Origin of the sequence: Nocardioides dubius, assembly GCF_039528155.1 — a bacterium.
GTDB lineage: Bacteria > Actinomycetota > Actinomycetes > Propionibacteriales > Nocardioidaceae > Nocardioides > Nocardioides dubius.
Window position 1 is genome coordinate 388,289 of the sequence record NZ_BAAALG010000001.1, and the last position, 20,431, is coordinate 408,719.

Genomic DNA, 20,431 nt, shown 5'->3' on the forward strand with positions numbered 1-20,431 from the left:
CGTCCACCCAGATCCGCCCGAGCCGGCGGTCGCGTTGCGCCGCGCTCACCTCGGCGTGGCCGAAGACCAGCCAGCGCTGGCTCTCCTCGTGCCAGGCGACCGGGTGCGCGGCGCGCTCGGCCGCGAAGACCGGGTAGGGGTCGGCGACGAACCCGGGATCAGAGAGATCGATCGAGGTTGTGGGGGCCGAACGCATCGGGGAGGACCTCCTTCATCGTGCGGATCCCGGAGACTGTCATCACGATCAGCTCCGGCCCGCCGTTTTCGTACAAGAGCTGGCGGCAGCGGCCGCACGGCATCAGCACCTGGCCGTCGCCGTCCACGCAGACGAAGTGCGTGAGCCGGCCACCGCCGGTGAGGTGCAGCTGGGAGACGAGCCCGCACTCGGCGCAGAGCGCGACGCCGTAGGCGGCGTTCTCCACGTTGCAGCCGGTGACCACGCGCCCGTCCTCGACCAGCGCGGCTGCGCCGACGCGGTACTGCGAGTAGGGCGCATAGGCGTGACGCATCGCCTCCGTCGCCTGGGCCTGCAACCAGGCCCAGTCGACGTCGGTCTGCGGTGAGGTCATCCCACGGACCCCTTGCGGTAGACCAGGCCGTCGGCCTTGGGCATCCGCAATCGTTGCGAGGCGAAGGCGAGCACCAGCAGGGTCAGCACGTACGGCGTCATCGAGGTGAAGTCGCGCGGCACCTCGTCGGTCAGTGCGAACCAGAGCAGGAAGAGCGCCGCCCCGCCGGCCACCACCATGGCGGTGGTCCGGGCTCCCTGACGCCACTGGACGACCGCATAGACGGCGAGCGCGATGGCCACCAGCAGCAGCAGGGCGTGCACCGTCGAGGCATCGCGCAGGCGCAGGCTGTCCGTGTAGCCGAACATGCCCGAGCCGAGCAGGATCCCGCCAGGACGCCAGTTGCCGAAGATCATCGCGGCCAGGCCGATGTAGCCGCGGCCGTTGGTCTGGCCCTCGCTGTAGCCGGAGCTGGAGACCAGCGCCAGGAAGCCGCCGCCGAGTCCGGCGAAGGCACCGGAGGCGATCACCGCCGCGTACTTGTAGCGGTAGACGTTGATGCCGAGGCTCTCCGCAGCGTGCGGGTTCTCGCCGCAGGAGCGCAGCCGCAGGCCGAAGGAGGTGTGCCACAGGATCCAGACGGTGGCGATCAGCAGCACGAAGACCAGGATCGTCACCACCGAGAGGTTCGTCGACAGCGCCGCGAGCAGCGAGGCGACGTCGGAGATGAAGAACCAGTGCTTGGCCGCGAGGTCCGCCATCCAGTCCGAGAAGCCGGGGATGGTGATCGTGTCCGGCTTGGCGAGACCGGTCAGCTGACGCGGGCCGCCGCGGCCGTGCTCGGAGTTGAGGTCGGCGAAGAACGCCTCGGCCAGGAAGCTGGCCAGGCCGAGGCCGATCAGGTTGATCGCGACACCCGACACGATGTGGTTGACGCCGAAGCTCACCGTCGCGATGGCGTGGATCAGGCCGCCCACCGCACCGAGCGCGATGGCGCCGATGATGCCGGTGTAGGGGTCGTACCAGTAGGTGAAGTAGGCGGCACCCCAGGTGCCCAGGATCATCTGCCCCTCGAGGCCGATGTTGACCACGCCGGCGCGCTCGGCCCACAGACCGCCGAGGGCGGCGAGCAGGATCGGGCAGGTGGCGGTGATCGCGGCGGTCAGCGAACCCGGCGAGTCGAGCTCGTGGGTGCCGGTCACGATCCGGACCAGGGAGATGACCGCGATCACCGCGGCCACGATCAGCAGCCACATCGCCGGCGAGCGGCGCTTCTTGCGCGCCGGGGCCGCGGGGGCCTGAGCGGTCGTCGCGACGCTCATGCGGGGACCTCCTGCTTGCTGGGGCTCTGGAGGGCGGCGGTGACCGCCCGCTGTTCAGCGGCCGTTCGCCATCTGCCGACCACCTCGTAGGAGATGACGATGGTGAGCACCACGACGCCCTGGATCACCATGACGACGTTCTTGGAGACGTCCAGGCCGGCGAACTCCAGCGCCGAGGCCTGCACGCTCAGGTAGGCGAAGAGCAGCGCGCCGAAGACCATGCCGACCGCCTTGTTGCGACCGAGCAGGGCCACCGCGATGCCGGTGAAGCCGAGCTGCACCTGGAAGGTGCTGCTGGAGAAGTAGTGGCCCGACGCCGTCTCGGCGAAGAGGCTGGGCAGCCAGATCAGGCCGGCGGTGGCGCCGGAGAGCATCATCGAGATGACGATCATCCGCTTCACGCTGATGCCGGAGGCGACCGCCGCGGTCTCGCTCTGGCCGGTGGCCCGCAGGTCGAAGCCGAAGCGGGTCCGGTTCACCACGAACCAGTAGGTGACGCCGACCAGGACGGCCAGCACGGTGAGGCTCCAGATCTTGCCGTCGGTGCGCTCGAAGGGCTGCCAGCCGGCGAGCAGGGAGTCGTCGGAGATCGGCGTGGTGCGCCGGCCGTCGCCGGCCTTCTCGCCGTAGTTCGAGAGCAGCCAGCCGACTCCGAAGACGGCGATCGAGTTGAGCATGATCGTCGAGATCACCTCGCTGACGCCGCGGGTGACCCGCAGGATCGCGGGGATCGCGGCCCACGCCGCGCCGGCCAGCATGGCCAGCAGCAACGAGAGCACCACGTTCAGCCAGCCGCTCACGAAGGCGGCACCGGCGAAGACGGCAGCCACGTAGGAGGCGACCCGGTACTGGCCCTCGACCCCGATGTTGAAGAGGTTCATCCGGAAGCCGATCGCGGCGGCGACGGCGGACATGAAGATCATCGAGGACTGGTTGACGATGTTCACCAGGCTCCGGTTGGACGGCTTCTCCAGCATCGCCTGCCAGAAGTCCACGGGCGAGGTGCCGGAGACCGAGATCACCACCGAGGTGATCAGCACCGCGGCGACCAGCGCCATCACCGGTGCGATCACGGCGGCCAGCAGTCGTTTCACAACAGGCATGGTTCAGTCGCCCTTTCCACCGGTCATCGCCTGACCGAGGTCCTGCGGAGTGACATTGCGGGGGTCGAAGTCGCCGACGATCTCGCCGCGCAGGATCACCTTGATCCGGTCGGAGAGGCCGATCAGCTCGTCGAGGTCCGCGGAGACCAGCAGCACCGCCAGCCCCTCGCGACGGGCCCGCTTGATGTGACCCCAGATCGCTGCCTGGGCGCCGACGTCGACGCCGCGGGTCGGGTGGGCGGCGATCAGCAGGACCGGATCGCCCGACATCTCGCGTCCGATGATCAGCTTCTGCTGGTTGCCGCCGGACAGTGCCCGGGCCGGCGTGTTGATCGACGGGGTCCGCACGTCGTAGAGGTCCACGATGCGCTGGGTGTCGGCCTTGGCCCCGCGTCGGTTGACCAGGGGGCCGGTGACGCTGGGGGCGGTGGTCTGGTGGCCGAGGATCCGGTTCTCCCACAGCGGAGCGTCCAGCAGCAGGCCGTGCCGGTGCCGGTCGGCCGGGATGAACCCCATGCCGGCCTCGCGACGCCGCCGCGTGCTGTAGCTGGAGACCTCGACGCCGCCGACGGTGATCGAGCCGGTGCCCCGGCGGATCCCGATCAGGGTCTCCAGGAGCTCGTCCTGACCGTTGCCCTCGACGCCGGCGAGGCCGAGGACCTCGCCGCGGTGGATGGTCAGGTTGATCCCGGAGAGGAGGTTGCGCCCGAAGTCGTCGACCAGGTTGACGTCGACCATGGAGAGCTGGACGTCGGTGGTGACCGTCGACTCCTCGGTCTCCGGCGACGGCAGCTCGGCGCCGACCATCAGCTCGGCCAGCTCCCGCTTGGTCGCCGTCTTCGGGTCCGCGGTGCCGACCGTGGTGCCGCGACGCAGCACCGTGATGTCGTCGGCGATCGCCCGGACCTCGTCGAGCTTGTGCGAGATGAAGAGCATGGTGTGGCCGGAGGCCCGCAGCTCGCGGAGGTTCGCGAAGAGTGCGTCCACCTCCTGCGGCACGAGCACGGCCGTGGGCTCGTCGAGGATCACGATCTTGGCGCCGCGGTAGAGGACCTTGAGGATCTCCACCCGCTGGCGCTGCCCGACGCCGAGGTGCTCGACGAGCTCGTCGGGGTCGAGGGCGAAGCCGTAGGCGTCGGAGATCCGCTGGATCTCGGCCCGGGCCGCCGGCCCGATGCCGTGCAGCTTCTCCGCGCCGAGGACGACGTTCTCCAGGACGGTGAGGTTGTCGGCCAGCATGAAGTGCTGGAAGACCATGCCGATGCCGGCCTTGATGGCCTCGGTCGGCGAGGAGAAGGAGACTTCCTGACCGTTGACGCTGATCGTGCCCTCGTCGGCCTTCTGCACGCCGTAGAGGATCTTCATCAACGTCGACTTGCCCGCGCCGTTCTCACCGATCAACGCGTGAACGGTGCCCTCGGCTATGTCCAGGTCGACGTCATGGTTGGCGACCACGCCGGGGAAGCGTTTGGTCACGCCACGGACCTGGATCGCCAGCGGGCGATGCGAGCTCGCCTCTCCCGCCGGGGTTGCGGCCATGCTGCTCAAGGGCCCTCCTCCAATTTGCGCACGGTGCCCGGTCGTCGTGCCGGGACGGGTGCGGGCCTGTGGCTACCACGAAGGCAGCCACAGGCCCGGATTCAACCGAGGTTCCCTGGATCAGGGAGCGGTCGGGACGGTGATCTCGCCGCCCTTGATCTTCGTCGCCCACTCGTCGAGGTCGCCGGTGATGTCGTCGACGAAGCCACCGGAGGTGGAGTAGCCGACGCCATCGACCTTGAGGTCGTAGGTCTGGTAGCTCGACAGCGGGGTGCCGTCGGCGACCGAGCGGATCATGTCGAGCGTCGCCACGTCGACGCGCTTGAGCATCGAGGTGAGGATCTGCTTCTGCTGGTTGGCAGGAGCGGTCAGGTACTGGTCGGAGTCGACGCCGATCGCCCAGTTGCCGGCACCGGCAGCAGTGGCGGCCTCGAAGACACCCGTACCGGAGCCACCGGCAGCGTGGAAGACGATGTCAGCGCCCTTGTCGTACATCGCGGTCGCGGCGGCCTTGCCACCGGCCGGGTCGGCGAAGCCCTTGACGTCGGACTCCTCGATGTAGGTCACGTCGACCTTGATCTTCGGGTTGACGGCCTTGGCGCCCGCCACGTAGCCGGCCTCGAACTTCTTGATGAGGTCGTTGTGGACGCCACCGACGAAGCCGATGTGGTCCTTCTCGGTCTTCAGCGCAGCAGCGGCGCCGACCAGGAACGAGCCCTCGTGCTCGGCGAAGCCGAGGTAGGCGACGTTCGGGTTGGCCTCTTCGTCGGGGTCGAAGCCGTCGACCACGGCGAACGCGGTGTCGGGGTAGTCGGGAGCAACCGCGTTGACCGACTCGGAGTAGGCGAAGCCCACGCCGATGATCGGGCTGAAGCCCTGCTCGGCCATGCCGCGCAGACGCTCCTCGCGCACCGACTCGGCCTCGCCGGTCGCAGCCTCACCCTCGAAGCAGGTGACGTCGAACTCGCCGACGGCCTTGGCGACACCCGCGTAGGCGGCGTCGTTGAAGGACTGGTCACCACGACCACCCACGTCGTAGGCCAGGGCCACCTTCGGGCCGTCGCCGTCCGCGGTCTTGCAGACGTCTTCGGTGCCCGCCGAGGCGGAGTTGTTGCTGCCGCTGCCCTTCGAGTCGTTGGAATCGTCGTCGTTCTTTCCGCAGCCGACCAGCACAACGGAAGCGCAGGCGGCGACGGCAACAATCTTGGTCAAGCGACGCAAGACGGCCTCCTCTTGGGATCTTCAGAACCGGAACTGGTCCCCGAGCACCATATGACAACAAGCGGCACGGGACGGTGGCCAACCTGTTGCAGTTTCATATCAAAACCGCGATCGGCCGAAACATCCACGTCATGCTTGCGACCAGACAGTAACTGTTCCCGAGCAGCGCGCACAGAGCAGGGCGGGAAGCAGACTCAGCGCCGGGCGGCAAGCAGGCGCAGCACAGGGCGCGCAGCAGGCTCAGCGCGGCGCGTCAGCCGACGGCGTGCAGGGAGAGCAGCGCTGCCCCGGCGAGCACCCGGGCACCGATCGCCACGGCCCGCTCGTCGACGCGCAGGTCGCCCTGGTGCAGGTCGTAGGTGGGCCCGCCCGGCGTGCGGGTGCCGAGACGCCCCATCGCACCGTGGACCCGGTCCAGGTACCAGCCGAAGTCCTCGCCGCCGAGGCTCTGCTGGGTGGGCACCGGCCCGGTCTCGCCGATGGCCGCCTCCACCGAGCGGGTCAGCAGGCCGGTGGAGAGGTGGTCGTTGACGACCGGCGGGACGCCGCGCTGGTAGCCGATCTCGGCGACCACCCCGTACGGCTCGACGATCTGCGCGACGAGCTCGCGCACCAGGGTCTCGGCATCGGCCCAGGCGACGGCGTCGAGCATCCGCACGGTGCCGGCGACGCGGCCGGTCGCGGGGATCACGTTGTGCGTGGAGCCGGCCTGGATCATCCCCCAGACCACGCTGACCCCGGCCCGCGGATCGAGCCGGCGGGAGAGGATCGCGGGCAGCTCGGTGACCAGCTTGCCGAGCGCGAAGGTGAGGTCCTCGGTCAGGTGGGGCCGCGAGGTGTGCCCGCCCTTGCCCCGCAGCTGCACGCCGAGCGCGTCCGCGGCGCCGGTCAGCGGCCCCTCACGCAGCCCCACCTCGCCGACGTCGAGGCTGGGATCGCAATGCAGGCAGAAGATCCGCTCCACGTCCTCCAGCGCGCCCAGGGCGATCAGGTCGAGCGCTCCCCCGGGCATCACCTCCTCGGCCGGCTGGAAGAGCAGCCGCACCCGGCCCGGGAGCAGGCCGGCGTCATGCAGGGCGGCCAGGGCATAGCCGGCCCCCATCAGCGCGGTGGTGTGCACGTCGTGGCCGCAGGCATGGGCGACACCGGGCACGGTGCTGACCCACGGATCGGTGGTGCGGTCCTCCACCGGGAGCGCGTCCAGGTCACCGCGCAGGGCGACCAGCGGGCCGCTCTCCCCCACCTCGGCGATCAGTCCGCTGCGCGGCAGCCGCCGCACCCGCAGGCCGGCCTTCTCCAGCCGGGCGGCGACGCGCTCGGTGGTCCGGGCCTCCTGCCAGGAGAGCTCGGGGTGGGCGTGCAGGTCCCGCCGGAACTCCAGGAGCTCCGGTTCGGCGTCGACGATGGTCGTGCGCAGCAGCTCGAGCGCGGCACTCGGTGTTGGAGAAGGCATCGTGCTCACTCTAATCGGCCCGGAGCATCCGACAGCGGCCACCGAGCGCTCGTGGGACGCGGCGGCCGCTACTCGTCGCGGGCGGTGACGAGCACCTGCCACCGGATCTCCTCGGCTGCCTCCACGCCCAGCGTGAACTCCCGGCCGGGCACGGTGAAGATCTGGGTCCGCGAGACGATCCCGTCGCAGGGCACGGTCATCGGCTCGTCGCGCGGCAGCGTGGTCCGCAGCACCACCTCGGTCGCGGATTCGGCGGTGCAGGTCGCGTAGACGATGACCAGATCGTCCGAGCGCCCGGAGGCGACCTCGCTCGCCGTCCCCGCGCCCTCGGCACGATCGAGCACGCTCTCGTCCGGACGCACCGGCTCCGGCGTGGGCGGCGCGAGCGGGTCGACGTCGACCGACGTCGACCCGCTCGTCGTGCCGCACGCCGTCAGCACCAGCAGTGCCGCGGCCGTGGCGAGGCGGAGCCGCTTGCTCAGTAGATCCACCAGCGCAGTCGGGCCGGTGCCTGGAAGGTCCAGTTCTTGGTGGTCGTGCTGCAGCCGCCACCGCAGGCGTGCAGCTTGGTGTAGCCCTTGAGCCGCTCGTTCACGATGCCGCGGTCGCAGTAGACCGTGGAGTTCTTCGGGATCTTGAACGTCGCGGAGGTGACGTAGCCGGTGGTCATGCTCTTCTCGATGTTCGAGTTGATCTCGGCCTTCACGCCGCCGAAGATCCCCGCCTTGATCTCGGTGCCCAGGGTGGAGCCGATCGAGTAGGAGGAGGTCTTCGAGGTGTTCGCCTCGCAGTGACCCGAGATCGCGTAGTTGCGGCCGTTGGTGATGCTGTCGCGGTAGCCGATCGTCTTGGAGTCGACGATGTTCTGCGTCACGTAGCTGCACCAGGAGCTGCTGCGGGTCTGACCGCAGTCGATCTTGTTGGGAGCGGCACTTGCCGTCGGAGCACCAACGAGCACCACCATGAAAGTGGCCAGTACCGAGAATAGGGCTGCAAATCCAGTGGTTGTTCGCTTCATGCCGGCGACGCTAACACCGCCGGGCGGCTCGCGAATCGGGTTTGCCCCAGCCCGTCCGGCGGACCTCCGCGAGCGCCGGATCGAGGCTCAGTCGGGCGTCTGGTCGTAGGTCTGGAGGATCAGATCGGCAGCTGCCGGAGCGCTCAGGCGACCGCTCAGGACCTCCTCGCGGATCTCCTCGCGCACCGCCGCCACGTGCTTGGAGCGGCGCAGCCGATCGATCAGCTCGTCGCGGACCAGCGACCAGGTGAAGTCCAGCTGCTGCTGGGCGCGCTTGGCCAGCAGGCCCTGCTCGCCCAGGTGTTCGCGGTGGCTGTTGATCCGGGCCCAGACGTCGTCGACGCCGACCCCGGTCAGGCCTGAGCAGGTGATCACCGGCGGCGCCCACTCGTGCGGGCCGCGCACCATCCGCATCGCGCCGGCCAGGTCGCGGGCGGCGACCCGCGCCTCGGAGCTGCGGTCCTCACCGGCTCCGGCGGCGTCCGCCTTGTTCACCGCGATCACGTCGGCGATCTCCAGGATGCCCTTCTTGATGCCCTGCAGCTGATCGCCGGTGCGGGCCAGGGTGAGGAACAGGAAGGTGTCGACCATGCCGGCGACGGTGATCTCGGACTGGCCGACGCCGACCGTCTCCACCAGCACCACGTCGTAGCCCGCGCCCTCCAGGACGCTCATCGCCTGCGAGGTCGCGGCGGCGACGCCGCCCAGCGTGCCGGCCGACGGCGAGGGCCGGATGAACGCGTTCGGGTCGACCGAGAGCTGCGCCATCCGGGTCTTGTCGCCGAGCACCGAGCCGCCGGTGCGCACCGACGACGGGTCCACCGCGAGCACGCCGACCTTGTGGCCGGCGGCGGTCAGGTGGGTGCCGAGCGCCTCGATGAAGGTGGACTTGCCGACGCCGGGAACCCCCGAGATGCCGACCCGCACGGTCGGCTTCGCCGGTGGCTGCGCGGCCAGCTCGGCCAACAGCTCACGAGCCGCGACCCGGTGCCGCAGAGCGGAGCTCTCGACGAGGGTGATCGCCCGGGATACGGCGGCGCGGCGCCCGTCTCGCAGATCCGAGACGAGCGCCGCGACATCGACGTCACGCGCCATCGATCAGGCGTCGCTGCTCAGCTGCGCGAGCAGGTCGAGCGCCGAGTCGGCGATCACGGTGCCGGGCAGGAAGACGGCGGCAGCGCCCATCTCCTTCAGGGTGGGCACGTCGTCCGGCGGGATGACGCCGCCGATGACCACCATGATGTCGGCCCGGTCGAGGTCGGCGAGGGCCTTCTTCAGCGCAGGCAGCAGGGTCAGGTGACCCGCGGCCAGCGAGGAGACGCCGACGATGTGCACGTCGGCGTCCACGGCCTGCTGGGCGACCTCCTCGGGCGTCGAGAAGAGCGGACCGACGTCCACGGTGAAGCCCATGTCGGCGAACGCCGAGACGATCACCTTCTGGCCGCGGTCGTGGCCGTCCTGGCCCATCTTGGCGACCAGGATGCGCGGACGGCGACCCTCGGCCTCCTCGAAGGAAGCGGTGGCGGCGAGGACCTGCTCGAGCTTGCTGTCGCCGGCGTTGGCTGCGGTGTCGCGGTACACACCGGAGATGGTACGGATGGTCGCCTGGTGGCGGCCGTAGACCTTCTCCAGGGCGTCGGAGATCTCACCGACGGTGGCCTTGGCGCGGGCCGCGTCGACGGCCAGGGCGAGCAGGTTGCCGTCGAGCGAGCCACCGCCCGCCGAGCCGCGCTCGGCGGAGTTGGTGAGCGCCTCGAGCGCGCGGCGCACGTCGTCGTCGTTGCGCTCGGCACGCAGCCGCTCCAGCTTCGCGATCTGCTGGCGGTACACCGAGTCGTTGTCGACCTTGAGCACGTCGAGCGGGTCCTCGTCGGCGAGCCGGTAGGTGTTGACGCCGATCACCTGCTGGGCACCGGAGTCGATCCGCGCCTGGGTGCGGGCGGCCGCCTCCTCGATGCGCATCTTCGGAATGCCCTGCTCGATCGCCTTGGCCATGCCACCGGCGGCCTCGGCCTCGGTGATGTGCGCCCAGGCGCGCTCGGCGATGTCGTGGGTCAGCTTCTCCACGTAGTAGGAGCCCGCCCACGGGTCGATGATCTCGGTGGTGCGCGACTCCTGCTGCAGCATCAGCTGGGTGTTGCGCGCGATCCGGGCCGAGAAGTCGGTGGGCAGCGCGATCGCCTCGTCGAGGGCGTTGGTGTGCAGCGACTGGGTGTGGCCCTGGGTCGCGGCCATCGCCTCGATCGCGGTGCGCTGGACGTTGTTGAAGACGTCCTGCGCGGTCAGCGACCAGCCCGAGGTCTGGCTGTGCGTGCGCAGCGAGAGCGACTTCGGGTTCTTCGGGTCGAACTGGCGCACCAGGCGCGACCAGAGCGCGCGGGCGGCGCGCATCTTGGCGACCTCCATGTAGAAGTTCATCCCGATCGCCCAGAAGAACGAGAGGCGCGGCGCGAAGGCGTCGATGTCGAGGCCCGCGTCGAGGCCGGCCCGGATGTACTCCACGCCGTCGGCCAGGGTGTAGGCCAGCTCGAGGTCGTTGGTCGCCCCGGCCTCCTGCATGTGGTAGCCGGAGATCGAGATCGAGTTGAACCGCGGCATCCTCTGCGCCGTGAACGCGAAGATGTCGGAGATGATCCGCATCGACGACGCCGGCGGGTAGATGTAGGTGTTGCGGACCATGAACTCCTTGAGGATGTCGTTCTGGATGGTCCCGGCGAGCTGCTCGGGCGCCACGCCCTGCTCCTCGGCCGCAGCGATGTAGAGCGCCAGCACCGGAAGCACGGCGCCGTTCATCGTCATCGAGACCGACATCTGGTCCAGCGGGATGCCGTCGAAGAGCACCCGGGTGTCGTAGATCGAGTCGATCGCGACACCTGCCATGCCGACGTCACCGCGCACCCGCGGGTGGTCGGAGTCGTAGCCGCGGTGGGTGGCCAGGTCGAAGGCGACCGAGAGGCCCTTCTGGCCGGCCGCCAGGTTGCGGCGGTAGAACGCGTTGGACTCCTCCGCGGTGGAGAAGCCGGCGTACTGCCGGATCGTCCATGGCTGGGTGGTGTACATGGTCGGGTACGGGCCACGCAGGAACGGGCTGAGCCCGGGCCAGGTGTCCAGGGCGTCGAGGCCCTCGAGGTGCTCGGGTCCGTAGACCGGCAGCACGTCGATGCCCTCGGGCGAGGCCCAGGCGGCACCGCTGCGCACGGCGCCGGCCGCGGCGGCGTCGCCGCTCAGCGACAGGCCGGCAAAGCTCTCGGGAATGCTCATGCGTCTGCTCCTTCGCCGGCCAGGTGGGCCCGCGTGGTCGTCAGGAAGGTGAGGGCGTCGACGCCGACCGAACAGGCGTCGTCGACCAGGCTCGGCTCCACGGTCTTCTCCCCCGGCTTGCCGGCCAGGATGATGTGCCGCGCGCCGGCCGCGCGCAGGGCCTCGGCCGCGGCCGCACCCCACTCGGCGTAGGTCTTGTCGGCACCGGCCAGGCAGACCACGGGCTGTCCGGCATAGGCGGCCACCAGCGCGTCGACGCCGTCGGTGGCACCCGCCACGTCGACGCCGATCCCGCGGGCCGCGAACAGGTTGCTGGCGAAGGTCGCCCGCGCGGTGTGCGCGGCGACCGGGCCCAGGGTGGCCAGGAAGACGGTGCCGGTCGCGGGCTCGTCACGCAGCGCCTCGAAGGAGGCGCCGTAGCGGCGCACCTCGTCGGCGTCCGGGTTGGCAGGGCGCTCGGGCAGCACCTCGGCCAGGTTCGGGAACTCCGAGACACCGGTCAGCGGACGCTTGCGGCGGGCGATCTCGGCCTCGCGGGCCTCGACCACGGCCTCGACGCGGCCCAGCAGGGAGCCGTCCTCGAGGGCGGCGGCGATGCCACCGGCCTCCTCGATCCGGGTGAACTCCGCCCAACCGGCCTGGGCCAGGTCGTCGGTGAGCTTCTCGACGGCGTAGGAGCCGCCGGCCGGGTCGACGACCTTGGCGATGTGCGACTCGGAGATCAGCAGCGCCGAGGTGTTGCGGGCGTTGCGCCGACCCAGCACGCTGGGCTGGCCGAGCGGCGCGTCGAACGGCAGCACGGTGATCGCCTCGGCGCCCCCGACGCCGGCCGCGAAGGCGGCGACGGTGGTGCGCAGCATGTTCACGTAGGGGTCGTACTTGGCCATCATCGGGCGGCTGGTGACGGCGTGCTGGCGCTGACCGCCGGCGGCCGCCTCGGCGCCCGAGAGCTCGGCGACGCGGGCCCAGAGGCGGCGCGCGGCGCGGAACTTGGCGATGGTCGGGAACTGCTCGGCGGTGGCCGCGTAGCGGAACTCGATCAGGCCGAGCGCCTCCTCCAGGGAGAAGCCGGCCGCGACCAGGCGGCGCAGGTAGGTGACGCCGACCGCGAGGCTGTAGCCGAGCTCCTGGGCGTCGGAGGCGCCCTGGTCGTGGATGGCGGAGCCGTCGACCACGACGCCGAGCGTGCCGGCCTGCTTCGCGAGCTCGGCGACCGCGTCGACGACGTCGAGGCTGATCGCGCCCTCGCCGCGCACCTGCGCGCCGATCGGGTCGGCACCGAGGTTGGTGCCCTCAGCCGGGGTCACGTCGAGCTCGCCGAGCAGCGCCACGAAGGCGGTCGCTGCGGCGATCGGGTCCTCCGGCGCGTCCAGGGTGACCGGCGCGAGGTCGAGGAAGACGCCCTTCAGCGCGGTGCCGAGCTCGGCCGGGGCGAGGACGCCACCGACGTGCAGCCACAGCGAGTTGACGCCGTTCTCGAGGTCGAGCAGTGCCGCCTCGTTGACGTCCTTGGCCGCGAGGCCGGAGAAGTGGGCGCGCACGTCCCAGCCGATCTCCGGCTTCTCGGCGAGCCGGCCCCGGGTGAACGGTGCGGCGCCGGGCACACCGGTCGCGGGCAGGTCGGCGGTGGCCGCCGAGGTGCCGATCGGAGCGACCGCGATCCCGTCGAGGGTGGTGCGGGTCAGCTTGTTCCAGACGTCTGCGTCGGCGTCGGACTCGGAGAGCCGTCCGGCCTTGCGGAGCACCGCTGCGGTGGCCTTCTCCCAGTCAGCAGCGGTGTGCTGGTCCTCGGGAGTGGCCAGGGCAAGGCGATCCGTCTCGGATCCTGAAGTCATGACCGCAGAATAGGCCGCCGTGCCGTCGTCGCCGCATCTGCCCCAGATTCTGGAACACGGACAACCGGATCGTGGATGGTCCACCGATCGCAGCGAACCGCTCGCCGAGGATTCGCGCTCAGGCCACCTCCTGGTCACCTGCGCGGGCCACCGTGGGGCCATGGACCGAGCCAGCATCCTGATCGTCACCGAGGCCTTCCATCCGGCGGTCGACGCCGCGACCACGACCGCGCGCCACCTCGCCGACCACCTGATCGCGACCGGTGCCGACGTGCAGCTGATGGCGCTCTCGCCGGGCCTCGAGGTCTACCGCAGCAGCCGGGTCGTCCGGCTGCGGCCGCTGGAGCCGATCGGCCCGCAGGTCCGCGGCGTCCTGCAGGCCCAGCGCCCCGATCTGGTGATCGCGCTCAGCCCCCGCGCGCTGGGCCGCAAGGCGCTCAAGCACGCCGGGCGGCTCGGCATCGCCACCGCGACCATCGAGCACGCCCGGGCCGACCAGATCACCCTGGACAGCTGGCGGCTGAAGGTCGCCGAGCGCAGCGACGCACTGCTCACCGTCAGCCACGCGCAGGCCTGCGCCGTCGCCGGCCTCGGACCCGTGGTCTGGCACCCGGGCGTGGACGTCGAGACCTTCACGCCCGCTCGGCGCGATGCCGCGCTGCACGACCGGTGGGCCCGCAGCTCGCACCCCGGAGGCCGGCGCCTGGTCGTCGGCTTCGTGGGCGACCTCGCCCGCGGCCACCGGGTCCGCCAGCTGCTCGCGGTCGCCGACGTCCCCGGCACCGAGCTGGTCGTCGTCGGCGAGGGCCGGCAGCGGGAGTGGCTGCGCGAGCGACTCCCCCGCGCCCAGTTCCTGCCGGTGCTCGCCTCCGGCGACCTGGCGGTGGCGATGGCCTCCTTCGACGCGCTGGTCCACCCCTCCGCCCAGCTCACCTCCGCCCATGCGCTGCGCGCCGCCGCCGCGGCCGGAGTGCCGGTGGTCGCCGCCGACGCCGGCGGTGCCGCCGAGGCGGTGCGGCACCTGGAGACCGGGCTGCTCTTCGAGTCCGAGACCCCCGACGCCTTCGGCGACGAGATCACCGCGCTGCTCGACGCCGACCTCGCGGCGCTCGGAGCCCGTGGCCGCGAGCTCGCCGGACGCCGGACCTGGCAGCACGCCTGCGCCGAGCTCACCGAGCGGCACCTCACGCCGCTGCTCGGCCGCCCGCTTGCCGCGTGAGGCGGTTCTGAAACGATGGCCCCATGGGCGGATCGCATCGCAGTGACCACGAGCTGAACATCGAGACCGCACGGCTCCCCCGGCGGATCCTGCTCGGGTTCCTGGCGGTGATGGCCGCGGTCAGCCTCGTCGCCACGTTCTGGCTCTGGCCGTCGGCCGACGACCAGCCCCAGCACCAGGAGTACGCCGCCGACGGCGTCACCTTCCTCAGCGGCGAGGTGGTCTCGGTGGCCGAGCCGTGCCCGGTGATCTCCGCCGACGTGAACGCCGCCCCGGCCGAGCGCGAGGAGTTCCCCGAGCACTGCAACGAGGTCGTCGTGCGCCCGGAGTCCGGCAGCGCGAAGGGTCAGGAGGTCACCGTGCTGGCGACCCCGGAGGCGTCGCGGGCCGGCGTCGAGCCCGGCGACACGGTGCGGATCGCGGAGATCCCTCCCGCCACCGCCGACACCGAGGCGGTCTTCGCCTGGGTCGGCATCGAGCGCAACCTGCCGCTGGGCCTGCTGGCGATCGGCTTCGTGATCGTGGTCGCCGTGGTGGCCCGGATCCGCGGCATCCTGGCCCTGGTCGGGCTCGGCTTCGCGGCGCTGGTGGTCGGCAAGTTCATGCTGCCCGCCCTGCTCGCCGGGGAGAACGGCACCGGCGTCGCGCTGGCCGGCTCCAGCCTGATCATGTTCGTGGTCCTCTATCTCACCCACGGCGCCTCGATCCGGACCAGCACCGCACTGGCCGGCACCCTGGTCGGGATCGCGATCACGGCGGTGCTCGGCTACTGGGTGGTGGATGCGGCCCGGCTCTCGGGGATCTCGGATGAGGACGGCGAGCGGCTCTCCACCTTCGTCTCGGACATCAGCTTCCAAGGCCTGCTGATGTCCGCGGTGATCATCGCCGGACTCGGCGTGCTCAACGACGTCACCATCACCCAGTCCTCGGCGATCTGGGAGCTGCGGGCGGCCGGCCCCGAGCTCACCCGCCGTCAGCTCTTCACCAGCGGCATGCGGATCGGGCGCGACCACATCGCCTCCACGATCTACACGATCGTCTTCGCCTATGCGGGAACCGGCCTGATGGTGCTGATGCTGCTCTCCCTCTACGAACGCAGCCTGCTGGACACCCTGACCGATGCGGCGATGGCCGAGGAGGTGGCGCGCACCCTGGTGACGGCGATCGGGCTGGTGCTCGCGGTGCCGGTGACCACGGCGATCGCGGCGGCCACGGTGGCCGGTCCGGCGACGCCGTCAGCAACCACGCCGGCGAGCTCCGACGCGACGTCCACGCTGCCGGAAAGCCAGTAAGGCTAGCCTAAATTTCTACAGAACTCGCGAGTAACGCGGGGAATCTCACACGCGTTCTTTTGGCACCGGCTGGCACACTCCGGCACGGGCAGGGGTAGCGTGAAGCCTCGTGGCAACTCCGACTCTCACCAAAGGCGGCCGGTCGACGCGATCCACGATCGCCCTGAAGCTCCTGATGGCCGTTACCGGCCTCATCTTCATCGGCTACGTGCTGGCCCACATGTACGGCAACCTCAAGGTCTTCGCCGGCCAGGAGGCATTCGACACCTACGCACACCACCTGCGTACCTTCGGGGAGCCGATGCTCCCGTACGAGGGTCTGTTGTGGATCATGCGCGTCGTGCTTCTGCTGAGCGTGATCGGTCACGCCTACGCGGCGTTCACCCTCTGGGCCCGAGCCAGCAAGGCTCGCTCCCAGAAGTACGTGGTGAAGAAGGCCGTGGCGGCGACCCTGAGCTCGAAGATGATGCGCTGGGGTGGTGTCGCGCTGCTGCTCTTCGTGGTCTTCCACCTGCTGCACCTGACCACGCGCACGATCACCCCCGGTGGCGACCAGGAGTCGCCCTACGAGCGGATGATCGTCTCCTTCCAGCCTGAGCGCTGGTACATCGCGGTGATCTACCTGCTCGCGATGGCCGCCCTGGCGATGCACCTGCGCCACGGCGTGTGGAGTGCGTGCCAGACGCTCGGCTTCACCAACTCGGCCCGCGCCCGCGTCCGCGCCAACACCGCTGCGATCTTCCTCGCCGTGGTGATCGCCGGTGGCTTCGCGCTCGTGCCGCTTTCCATCCTCTTCGGGATCGTCGAGTAAGTAAGGACCACAGCAACAGATGGCTACCACCCTCCACGACGGCCTGACCCCGCTCAACGTCGCGCCCGAGCAGAAGTCCGACGACGCCGCCGGCTACTACTCGCTCGGCGACAAGCTCGTCGACCCCGTCGCTCCCACTGGTCCGATCGCCCAGCGCTGGACCACCCGCAAGTTCGAGAACCGCCTGGTCAACCCGGCCAACCGCCGCAAGCTCGACATCATCATCGTCGGCACCGGCCTGGCCGGTGGCGCTGCCGCCGCCACGCTCGGCGAGGCCGGCTACAACGTGAAGTCCTTCTGCTACCAGGACTCCCCGCGCCGCGCGCACTCCATCGCGGCCCAGGGCGGCATCAACGCTGCCAAGAACTACAAGGAGGACGGCGACTCGACGTTCCGTCTCTTCTACGACACGGTCAAGGGCGGCGACTACCGCGCCCGCGAGAACAACGTGTACCGGTTGGCCGAGGAGAGCGCCAACATCATCGACCAGTGCGTCGCCCAGGGCGTTCCGTTCGCCCGCGAGTACGGCGGCCTGCTGGACAACCGCTCCTTCGGTGGCGTGCAGGTCTCCCGTACCTTCTACGCCCGCGGCCAGACGGGTCAGCAGCTGCTGATCGGCGCCTACCAGGCCATGGAGCGCCAGGTCGCCGCCGGCACCGTCGAGCAGTTCACCCGCCACGAGATGCTCGAGCTGATCATCGTCGACGGCAAGGCCCGCGGCATCGTCACGCGTGACATGGTCACCGGCGCGATCGACACCCACCTGGCCGACGTCGTCGTCCTGGCCTCGGGTGGCTACGGCAACGTCTTCTACCTGTCGACCAACGCGATGGGCTCCAACGTCACCGCCGCGTGGCGTGCGCACCGCAAGGGCGCCTACATGGCGAACCCCTGCTACACGCAGATCCACCCGACCTGCATCCCGGTCACCGGTTCGCACCAGTCGAAGCTGACCCTGATGTCGGAGTCGCTGCGCAACGACGGCCGGATCTGGGTGCCCAAGAACGTCGAGGACTGCGAGAAGGACCCGCGTCAGATCCCCGAGGCTGACCGCGACTACTTCCTGGAGCGGATCTACCCCTCGTTCGGAAACCTGGTCCCCCGCGACATCGCCTCGCGTGCGGCGAAGTACATGTGCGACGAGGGCCGCGGCGTCGGTCCCCAGGTCGCCGAGGTCGGTCCCGACGGCGAGGAGCGCATGGTGCGTCGTGGTGTCTACCTCGACTTCGCCGACGCGATCGAGCGCCTGGGCAAGCACGGCGTCGAGGAGAAGTACGACAACCTCCTCGACATGTACGCCCGGATCACCGGTGAGAACCCGTACGAGACGCCGATGCGCATCTACCCGGCCGTGCACTACGTGATGGGCGGCCTGTGGGTGGACTACCACCTGCAGTCGAACATCGAGGGCCTGTTCGTGGCCGGTGAGGCCAACTTCTCCGACCACGGCGCGAACCGCCTCGGCGCCTCGGCCCTGATGCAGGGTCTGGCCGACGGCTACTTCGTGCTGCCGAACACCATCCGCGACTACCTCGCCGACGGTCCGTTCGAGAAGGTCGCCGAGAACCACCCCGACGTCGTCGCCGCGCGCGCCGCCGTCGAGGAGCGCGTCAACAAGTTCCTCGCCATCCAGGGCACCCGCTCGGTCGAGAGCTACCACAAGGAGCTCGGCTCGATCATGTGGGAGTACTGCGGCATGGAGCGGACCGAGGACGGCCTCAAGCTCGCGATCTCCAAGATCCGCGACCTGCGTGCCGACTTCTGGACCAACGTCAAGGTGCTCGGCGCGTCCGACAACCTCAACCAGGACCTCGAGAAGGCCGGCCGCGTGGCCGACTTCCTCGAGCTGGGTGAGCTCATGTGCATCGATGCACTCAACCGCCGCGAGTCCTGCGGCGGTCACTTCCGCGGCGAGTCCCAGACCGAGGACGGCGAGGCGCTGCGCCACGACGACGAGTTCGCCTACGTCGCGGCTTGGGAGTGGGGCGGCGACTCCAACGATGGTGGCGAGCCCGTCCTCCACAAGGAAGACCTGATCTACACGGCGATCGAGATGAAGCAGAGGTCCTACAAGTGAAGCTCACGCTCAAGGTTTGGCGACAGGCGAACGCAACCGCCAAGGGTGAGATCAAGACCTACCCGCTCGACGGCGTCTCGCCCGACATGTCCTTCCTGGAGATGCTCGACCTGCTCAACGAGCAGCTCGTCACCCAGGGCGAGGAGCCGGTGGCGTTCGACCACGACTGTCGCGAGGGCATCTGCGGCATGTGCTCGCTGATGATCAACGGACAGGCGCACGGCCCGGAGGTCACCACGACCTGCCAGCTGCACATGCGCTCGTTCAACGACGGTGACACCATCACCATCGAGCCGTGGCGTGCGGACCCGTTCCCGGTCATCAAGGACCTGGTCGTGGACCGCTCCGCCTTCGACCGGATCATCCAGTCGGGTGGCTACATCTCCGCGAACACCGGTTCCGCGCCCGAGGCCAACTCGGTGCCGGCTCCGCGTGACAAGGCGATGCGTGCGTTCAACGTGGCGACCTGCATCGGCTGCGGCGCGTGCGTGGCGGCCTGCCCGAACGGTTCGGCCTCGCTGTTCCTCGGCGCCAAGATCACCCACCTGGGTGAGCTGCCGCAGGGCCAGCCGGAGCGCTGGAGCCGCGTCGTGGACATGGTCACCCAGCACGACGCCGAGGGCTTCGGCGGTTGCACCAACATCGGCGAGTGCACCGCTGCCTGCCCCAAGGAGATCCCGCTCGACGTGATCTCCCAGCTCAACAAGGACCTGCGCACCGCGATGAAGCACGGTCTCTGAGCTAACCCAGCACCACACCAAGCCCCTCCCCTGCCGTCCGCGGCACGGGAGGGGCTTCGTCCTTCCCGCCTCCGTGCGGCGACGGTGGCTTCGCTACGCTCCTGGCTGCGAGGGCTCAGGCACCGCGATCGACAACGACGAACGTAGGAAGCAACGCCATGAAGGTTCGCACTCCCGACGGCCAACGCTGGCGCGTGTCGCGACGCTGGGTGCCGTGGCGACGACGCACCCGCAGCATGGACCCGGGTGGCCTCGATGTCGGCTTCGGCGACGACCCCATCAGCTTGGTGTTGGGGATCCTGGCGCTGATCGTGCTGATCCCGGTGCTCCTGCTCGGCCTGATCGCCCTGCTGGAGATGCTGCTCCTCGTGGTGCTGCTGCCGGTTGTGATCGTCGCGCGGGTCGTCTTCGGGCGGCGCTGGTACGTCGAGGTACGGCGTGGCTTCCGCCCTTGGTGCGAGGAGGCAGGCGGCGATTGGGCCGCCAGCCGTGCCCGGATCGCCGAACTCGCCGCCGAGATCGAGGCGGGCCAGATCCCCGCGCAGACCCTCGGCGAGCTGCCGGAGACCGACGAGGACGCCGCCGGCGCACCCAACCAGGCCTAGCCCGGTCCGTTGCGTGGAGCGGGTGGTCCGGTTGCGGGCAGGCCGAAGCCTCCGGCGATCTGGTGGATGCCTGAGGATCGGGGCGCTCCCAGCGATGCGGCTCAGTCGAGGTGGATCGTGCCGAGCGGGGTGACGAGCCAGGTGTGGCCGTGTTTGTTGGTCCAGGTGTAGGTGCCGTCTCGGTTGCGGCGGTAGTGCCAGCCGGCGAAGGTCTTGGCGAGGTGGTGACGGCGGCAGAGCGGCGCCAGGTTCTCGGGGTTGGTTTGGCCCGGTGGGCCCGTCTCTTCGTACGGGTTGATGTGGTCGAGGTCTGCGTCGGCTGAAGACCGGGTGCAGTGCGGGAAGACGCAATGTTGATCCCTGAGCCTGACTTGCTCGGCCATCCACGTTGGTGGGTCGTGGCGGTCGACGCTGCCGGTGCGGTTG

Annotated in this window: 18 protein-coding genes and 1 pseudogene; 6 read left to right on the forward strand and 13 right to left on the reverse strand. The window is 70.0% G+C overall.

Annotated elements, in window-relative coordinates; genetic code table 11:
- The 12 genes and pseudogenes from ABD151_RS01755 to ABD151_RS01810 all read right to left on the reverse strand — a co-directional run.
- Window positions 1-196: pseudogene (locus ABD151_RS01755) on the reverse strand (cytochrome P450); the annotation flags it as partial.
- Window positions 159-569, reverse strand: a complete 411-nt coding sequence (locus tag ABD151_RS01760; protein WP_343990704.1) for a cytidine deaminase — start codon at window positions 567-569, stop codon at window positions 159-161. The pseudogene ABD151_RS01755 and the gene ABD151_RS01760, both read right to left, overlap by 38 nt.
- Window positions 566-1,831 carry an ABC transporter permease gene (locus tag ABD151_RS01765; protein WP_343990706.1) on the reverse strand — a complete coding sequence of 422 codons (1,266 nt, stop codon included), beginning with the start codon at window positions 1,829-1,831 and terminating at the stop codon, window positions 566-568. The genes ABD151_RS01760 and ABD151_RS01765 overlap by 4 nt, the downstream gene beginning before the upstream one ends.
- Complete coding sequence (locus ABD151_RS01770; RefSeq protein WP_343990708.1) at window positions 1,828-2,925, reverse strand: ABC transporter permease; 1,098 nt, start codon at window positions 2,923-2,925, stop codon at window positions 1,828-1,830. Before ABD151_RS01770 ends, ABD151_RS01765 begins: the two co-directional genes overlap by 4 nt.
- 12 nt (window positions 2,926-2,937) lie before the next feature.
- Window positions 2,938-4,473, reverse strand: a complete 1,536-nt coding sequence (locus ABD151_RS01775; RefSeq protein WP_343990747.1) for an ABC transporter ATP-binding protein — start codon at window positions 4,471-4,473, stop codon at window positions 2,938-2,940.
- Window positions 4,474-4,593: 120 nt separating this feature from the next.
- The gene (locus ABD151_RS01780; RefSeq protein WP_343990710.1) at window positions 4,594-5,694 is read right to left on the reverse strand and encodes a BMP family lipoprotein; all 1,101 of its coding nucleotides are present in this window, start codon (window positions 5,692-5,694) and stop codon (window positions 4,594-4,596) included.
- Between the two features lie 253 nt (window positions 5,695-5,947).
- Window positions 5,948-7,147, reverse strand: a complete 1,200-nt coding sequence (locus ABD151_RS01785; RefSeq protein WP_343990712.1) for an amidohydrolase — start codon at window positions 7,145-7,147, stop codon at window positions 5,948-5,950.
- Window positions 7,148-7,215: 68 nt separating this feature from the next.
- On the reverse strand, window positions 7,216-7,638 hold the full coding sequence (locus ABD151_RS01790; RefSeq protein ID WP_343990714.1) for a hypothetical protein: 423 nt from the start codon (window positions 7,636-7,638) through the stop codon (window positions 7,216-7,218).
- Window positions 7,626-8,021, reverse strand: coding sequence for a hypothetical protein (locus ABD151_RS01795; RefSeq protein WP_343990716.1), 396 nt, complete (start codon window positions 8,019-8,021; stop codon window positions 7,626-7,628). Before ABD151_RS01795 ends, ABD151_RS01790 begins: the two co-directional genes overlap by 13 nt.
- A 231-nt stretch (window positions 8,022-8,252) precedes the next feature.
- Entirely contained in the window at window positions 8,253-9,260 is a 1,008-nt protein-coding gene (gene meaB, locus ABD151_RS01800) for a methylmalonyl Co-A mutase-associated GTPase MeaB (RefSeq protein WP_343990718.1), read from the reverse strand.
- A gap of 3 nt (window positions 9,261-9,263) precedes the next feature.
- Window positions 9,264-11,426 (reverse strand): methylmalonyl-CoA mutase, encoded by a 2,163-nt coding sequence (scpA, locus tag ABD151_RS01805; RefSeq protein ID WP_343990720.1) that lies wholly within the window; start codon window positions 11,424-11,426, stop codon window positions 9,264-9,266.
- Window positions 11,423-13,261, reverse strand: coding sequence for a methylmalonyl-CoA mutase family protein (locus ABD151_RS01810; protein WP_343990722.1), 1,839 nt, complete (start codon window positions 13,259-13,261; stop codon window positions 11,423-11,425). Before ABD151_RS01810 ends, scpA begins: the two co-directional genes overlap by 4 nt.
- A 160-nt stretch (window positions 13,262-13,421) precedes the next feature.
- Here ABD151_RS01810 and ABD151_RS01815 point away from each other — a divergent pair, with 160 nt between their 5' ends.
- The 6 genes from ABD151_RS01815 (at window position 13,422) to ABD151_RS01840 (ending at window position 20,005) form a co-directional block, all read left to right on the forward strand.
- Window positions 13,422-14,480: a glycosyltransferase gene (locus tag ABD151_RS01815; RefSeq protein ID WP_343990724.1), complete on the forward strand. Its 1,059-nt coding sequence runs from the start codon at window positions 13,422-13,424 to the stop codon at window positions 14,478-14,480.
- A gap of 23 nt (window positions 14,481-14,503) precedes the next feature.
- Entirely contained in the window at window positions 14,504-15,772 is a 1,269-nt protein-coding gene (locus ABD151_RS01820; protein WP_343990725.1) for a YibE/F family protein, read from the forward strand.
- A gap of 109 nt (window positions 15,773-15,881) precedes the next feature.
- Complete coding sequence (locus ABD151_RS01825) at window positions 15,882-16,583, forward strand: succinate dehydrogenase cytochrome b subunit (protein ID WP_343990727.1); 702 nt, start codon at window positions 15,882-15,884, stop codon at window positions 16,581-16,583.
- Between the two features lie 19 nt (window positions 16,584-16,602).
- A complete protein-coding gene (locus ABD151_RS01830; protein WP_343990729.1) occupies window positions 16,603-18,660 on the forward strand; it encodes a fumarate reductase/succinate dehydrogenase flavoprotein subunit in 2,058 nt (685 codons plus the stop codon).
- Window positions 18,657-19,400, forward strand: a complete 744-nt coding sequence (locus ABD151_RS01835) for a succinate dehydrogenase/fumarate reductase iron-sulfur subunit (RefSeq protein WP_343990731.1) — start codon at window positions 18,657-18,659, stop codon at window positions 19,398-19,400. The genes ABD151_RS01830 and ABD151_RS01835 overlap by 4 nt, the downstream gene beginning before the upstream one ends.
- 158 nt (window positions 19,401-19,558) lie before the next feature.
- Window positions 19,559-20,005 (forward strand): hypothetical protein, encoded by a 447-nt coding sequence (locus ABD151_RS01840; RefSeq protein WP_343990733.1) that lies wholly within the window; start codon window positions 19,559-19,561, stop codon window positions 20,003-20,005.
- Window positions 20,006-20,106: 101 nt separating this feature from the next.
- Here ABD151_RS01840 and ABD151_RS01845 read toward each other — a convergent pair.
- Window positions 20,107-20,431 (reverse strand): HNH endonuclease signature motif containing protein (locus ABD151_RS01845; protein WP_343990735.1); only part of this gene is annotated, 325 nt, incomplete at its 5' end.

Bases quoted from the DNA above. Each gene is read 5' to 3' on its own strand.
- ABD151_RS01760 (WP_343990704.1), bottom strand. From the start codon at position 569: ATGACCTCACCGCAGACCGACGTCGACTGGGCCTGGTTGCAGGCCCAG.
- ABD151_RS01765 (WP_343990706.1), bottom strand. From the start codon at position 1,831: ATGAGCGTCGCGACGACCGCTCAGGCCCCCGCGGCCCCGGCGCGCAAG.
- ABD151_RS01775 (WP_343990747.1), bottom strand. From the start codon at position 4,473: ATGGCCGCAACCCCGGCGGGAGAGGCGAGCTCGCATCGCCCGCTGGCG.
- ABD151_RS01785 (WP_343990712.1), bottom strand. From the start codon at position 7,147: ATGCCTTCTCCAACACCGAGTGCCGCGCTCGAGCTGCTGCGCACGACC.
- meaB (WP_343990718.1), bottom strand. From the start codon at position 9,260: ATGGCGCGTGACGTCGATGTCGCGGCGCTCGTCTCGGATCTGCGAGAC.
- scpA (WP_343990720.1), bottom strand. From the start codon at position 11,426: ATGAGCATTCCCGAGAGCTTTGCCGGCCTGTCGCTGAGCGGCGACGCC.
- ABD151_RS01810 (WP_343990722.1), bottom strand. From the start codon at position 13,261: ATGACTTCAGGATCCGAGACGGATCGCCTTGCCCTGGCCACTCCCGAG.
- ABD151_RS01815 (WP_343990724.1), top strand. From the start codon at position 13,422: ATGGACCGAGCCAGCATCCTGATCGTCACCGAGGCCTTCCATCCGGCG.
- ABD151_RS01820 (WP_343990725.1), top strand. From the start codon at position 14,504: ATGGGCGGATCGCATCGCAGTGACCACGAGCTGAACATCGAGACCGCA.
- ABD151_RS01830 (WP_343990729.1), top strand. From the start codon at position 16,603: ATGGCTACCACCCTCCACGACGGCCTGACCCCGCTCAACGTCGCGCCC.
- ABD151_RS01840 (WP_343990733.1), top strand. From the start codon at position 19,559: ATGAAGGTTCGCACTCCCGACGGCCAACGCTGGCGCGTGTCGCGACGC.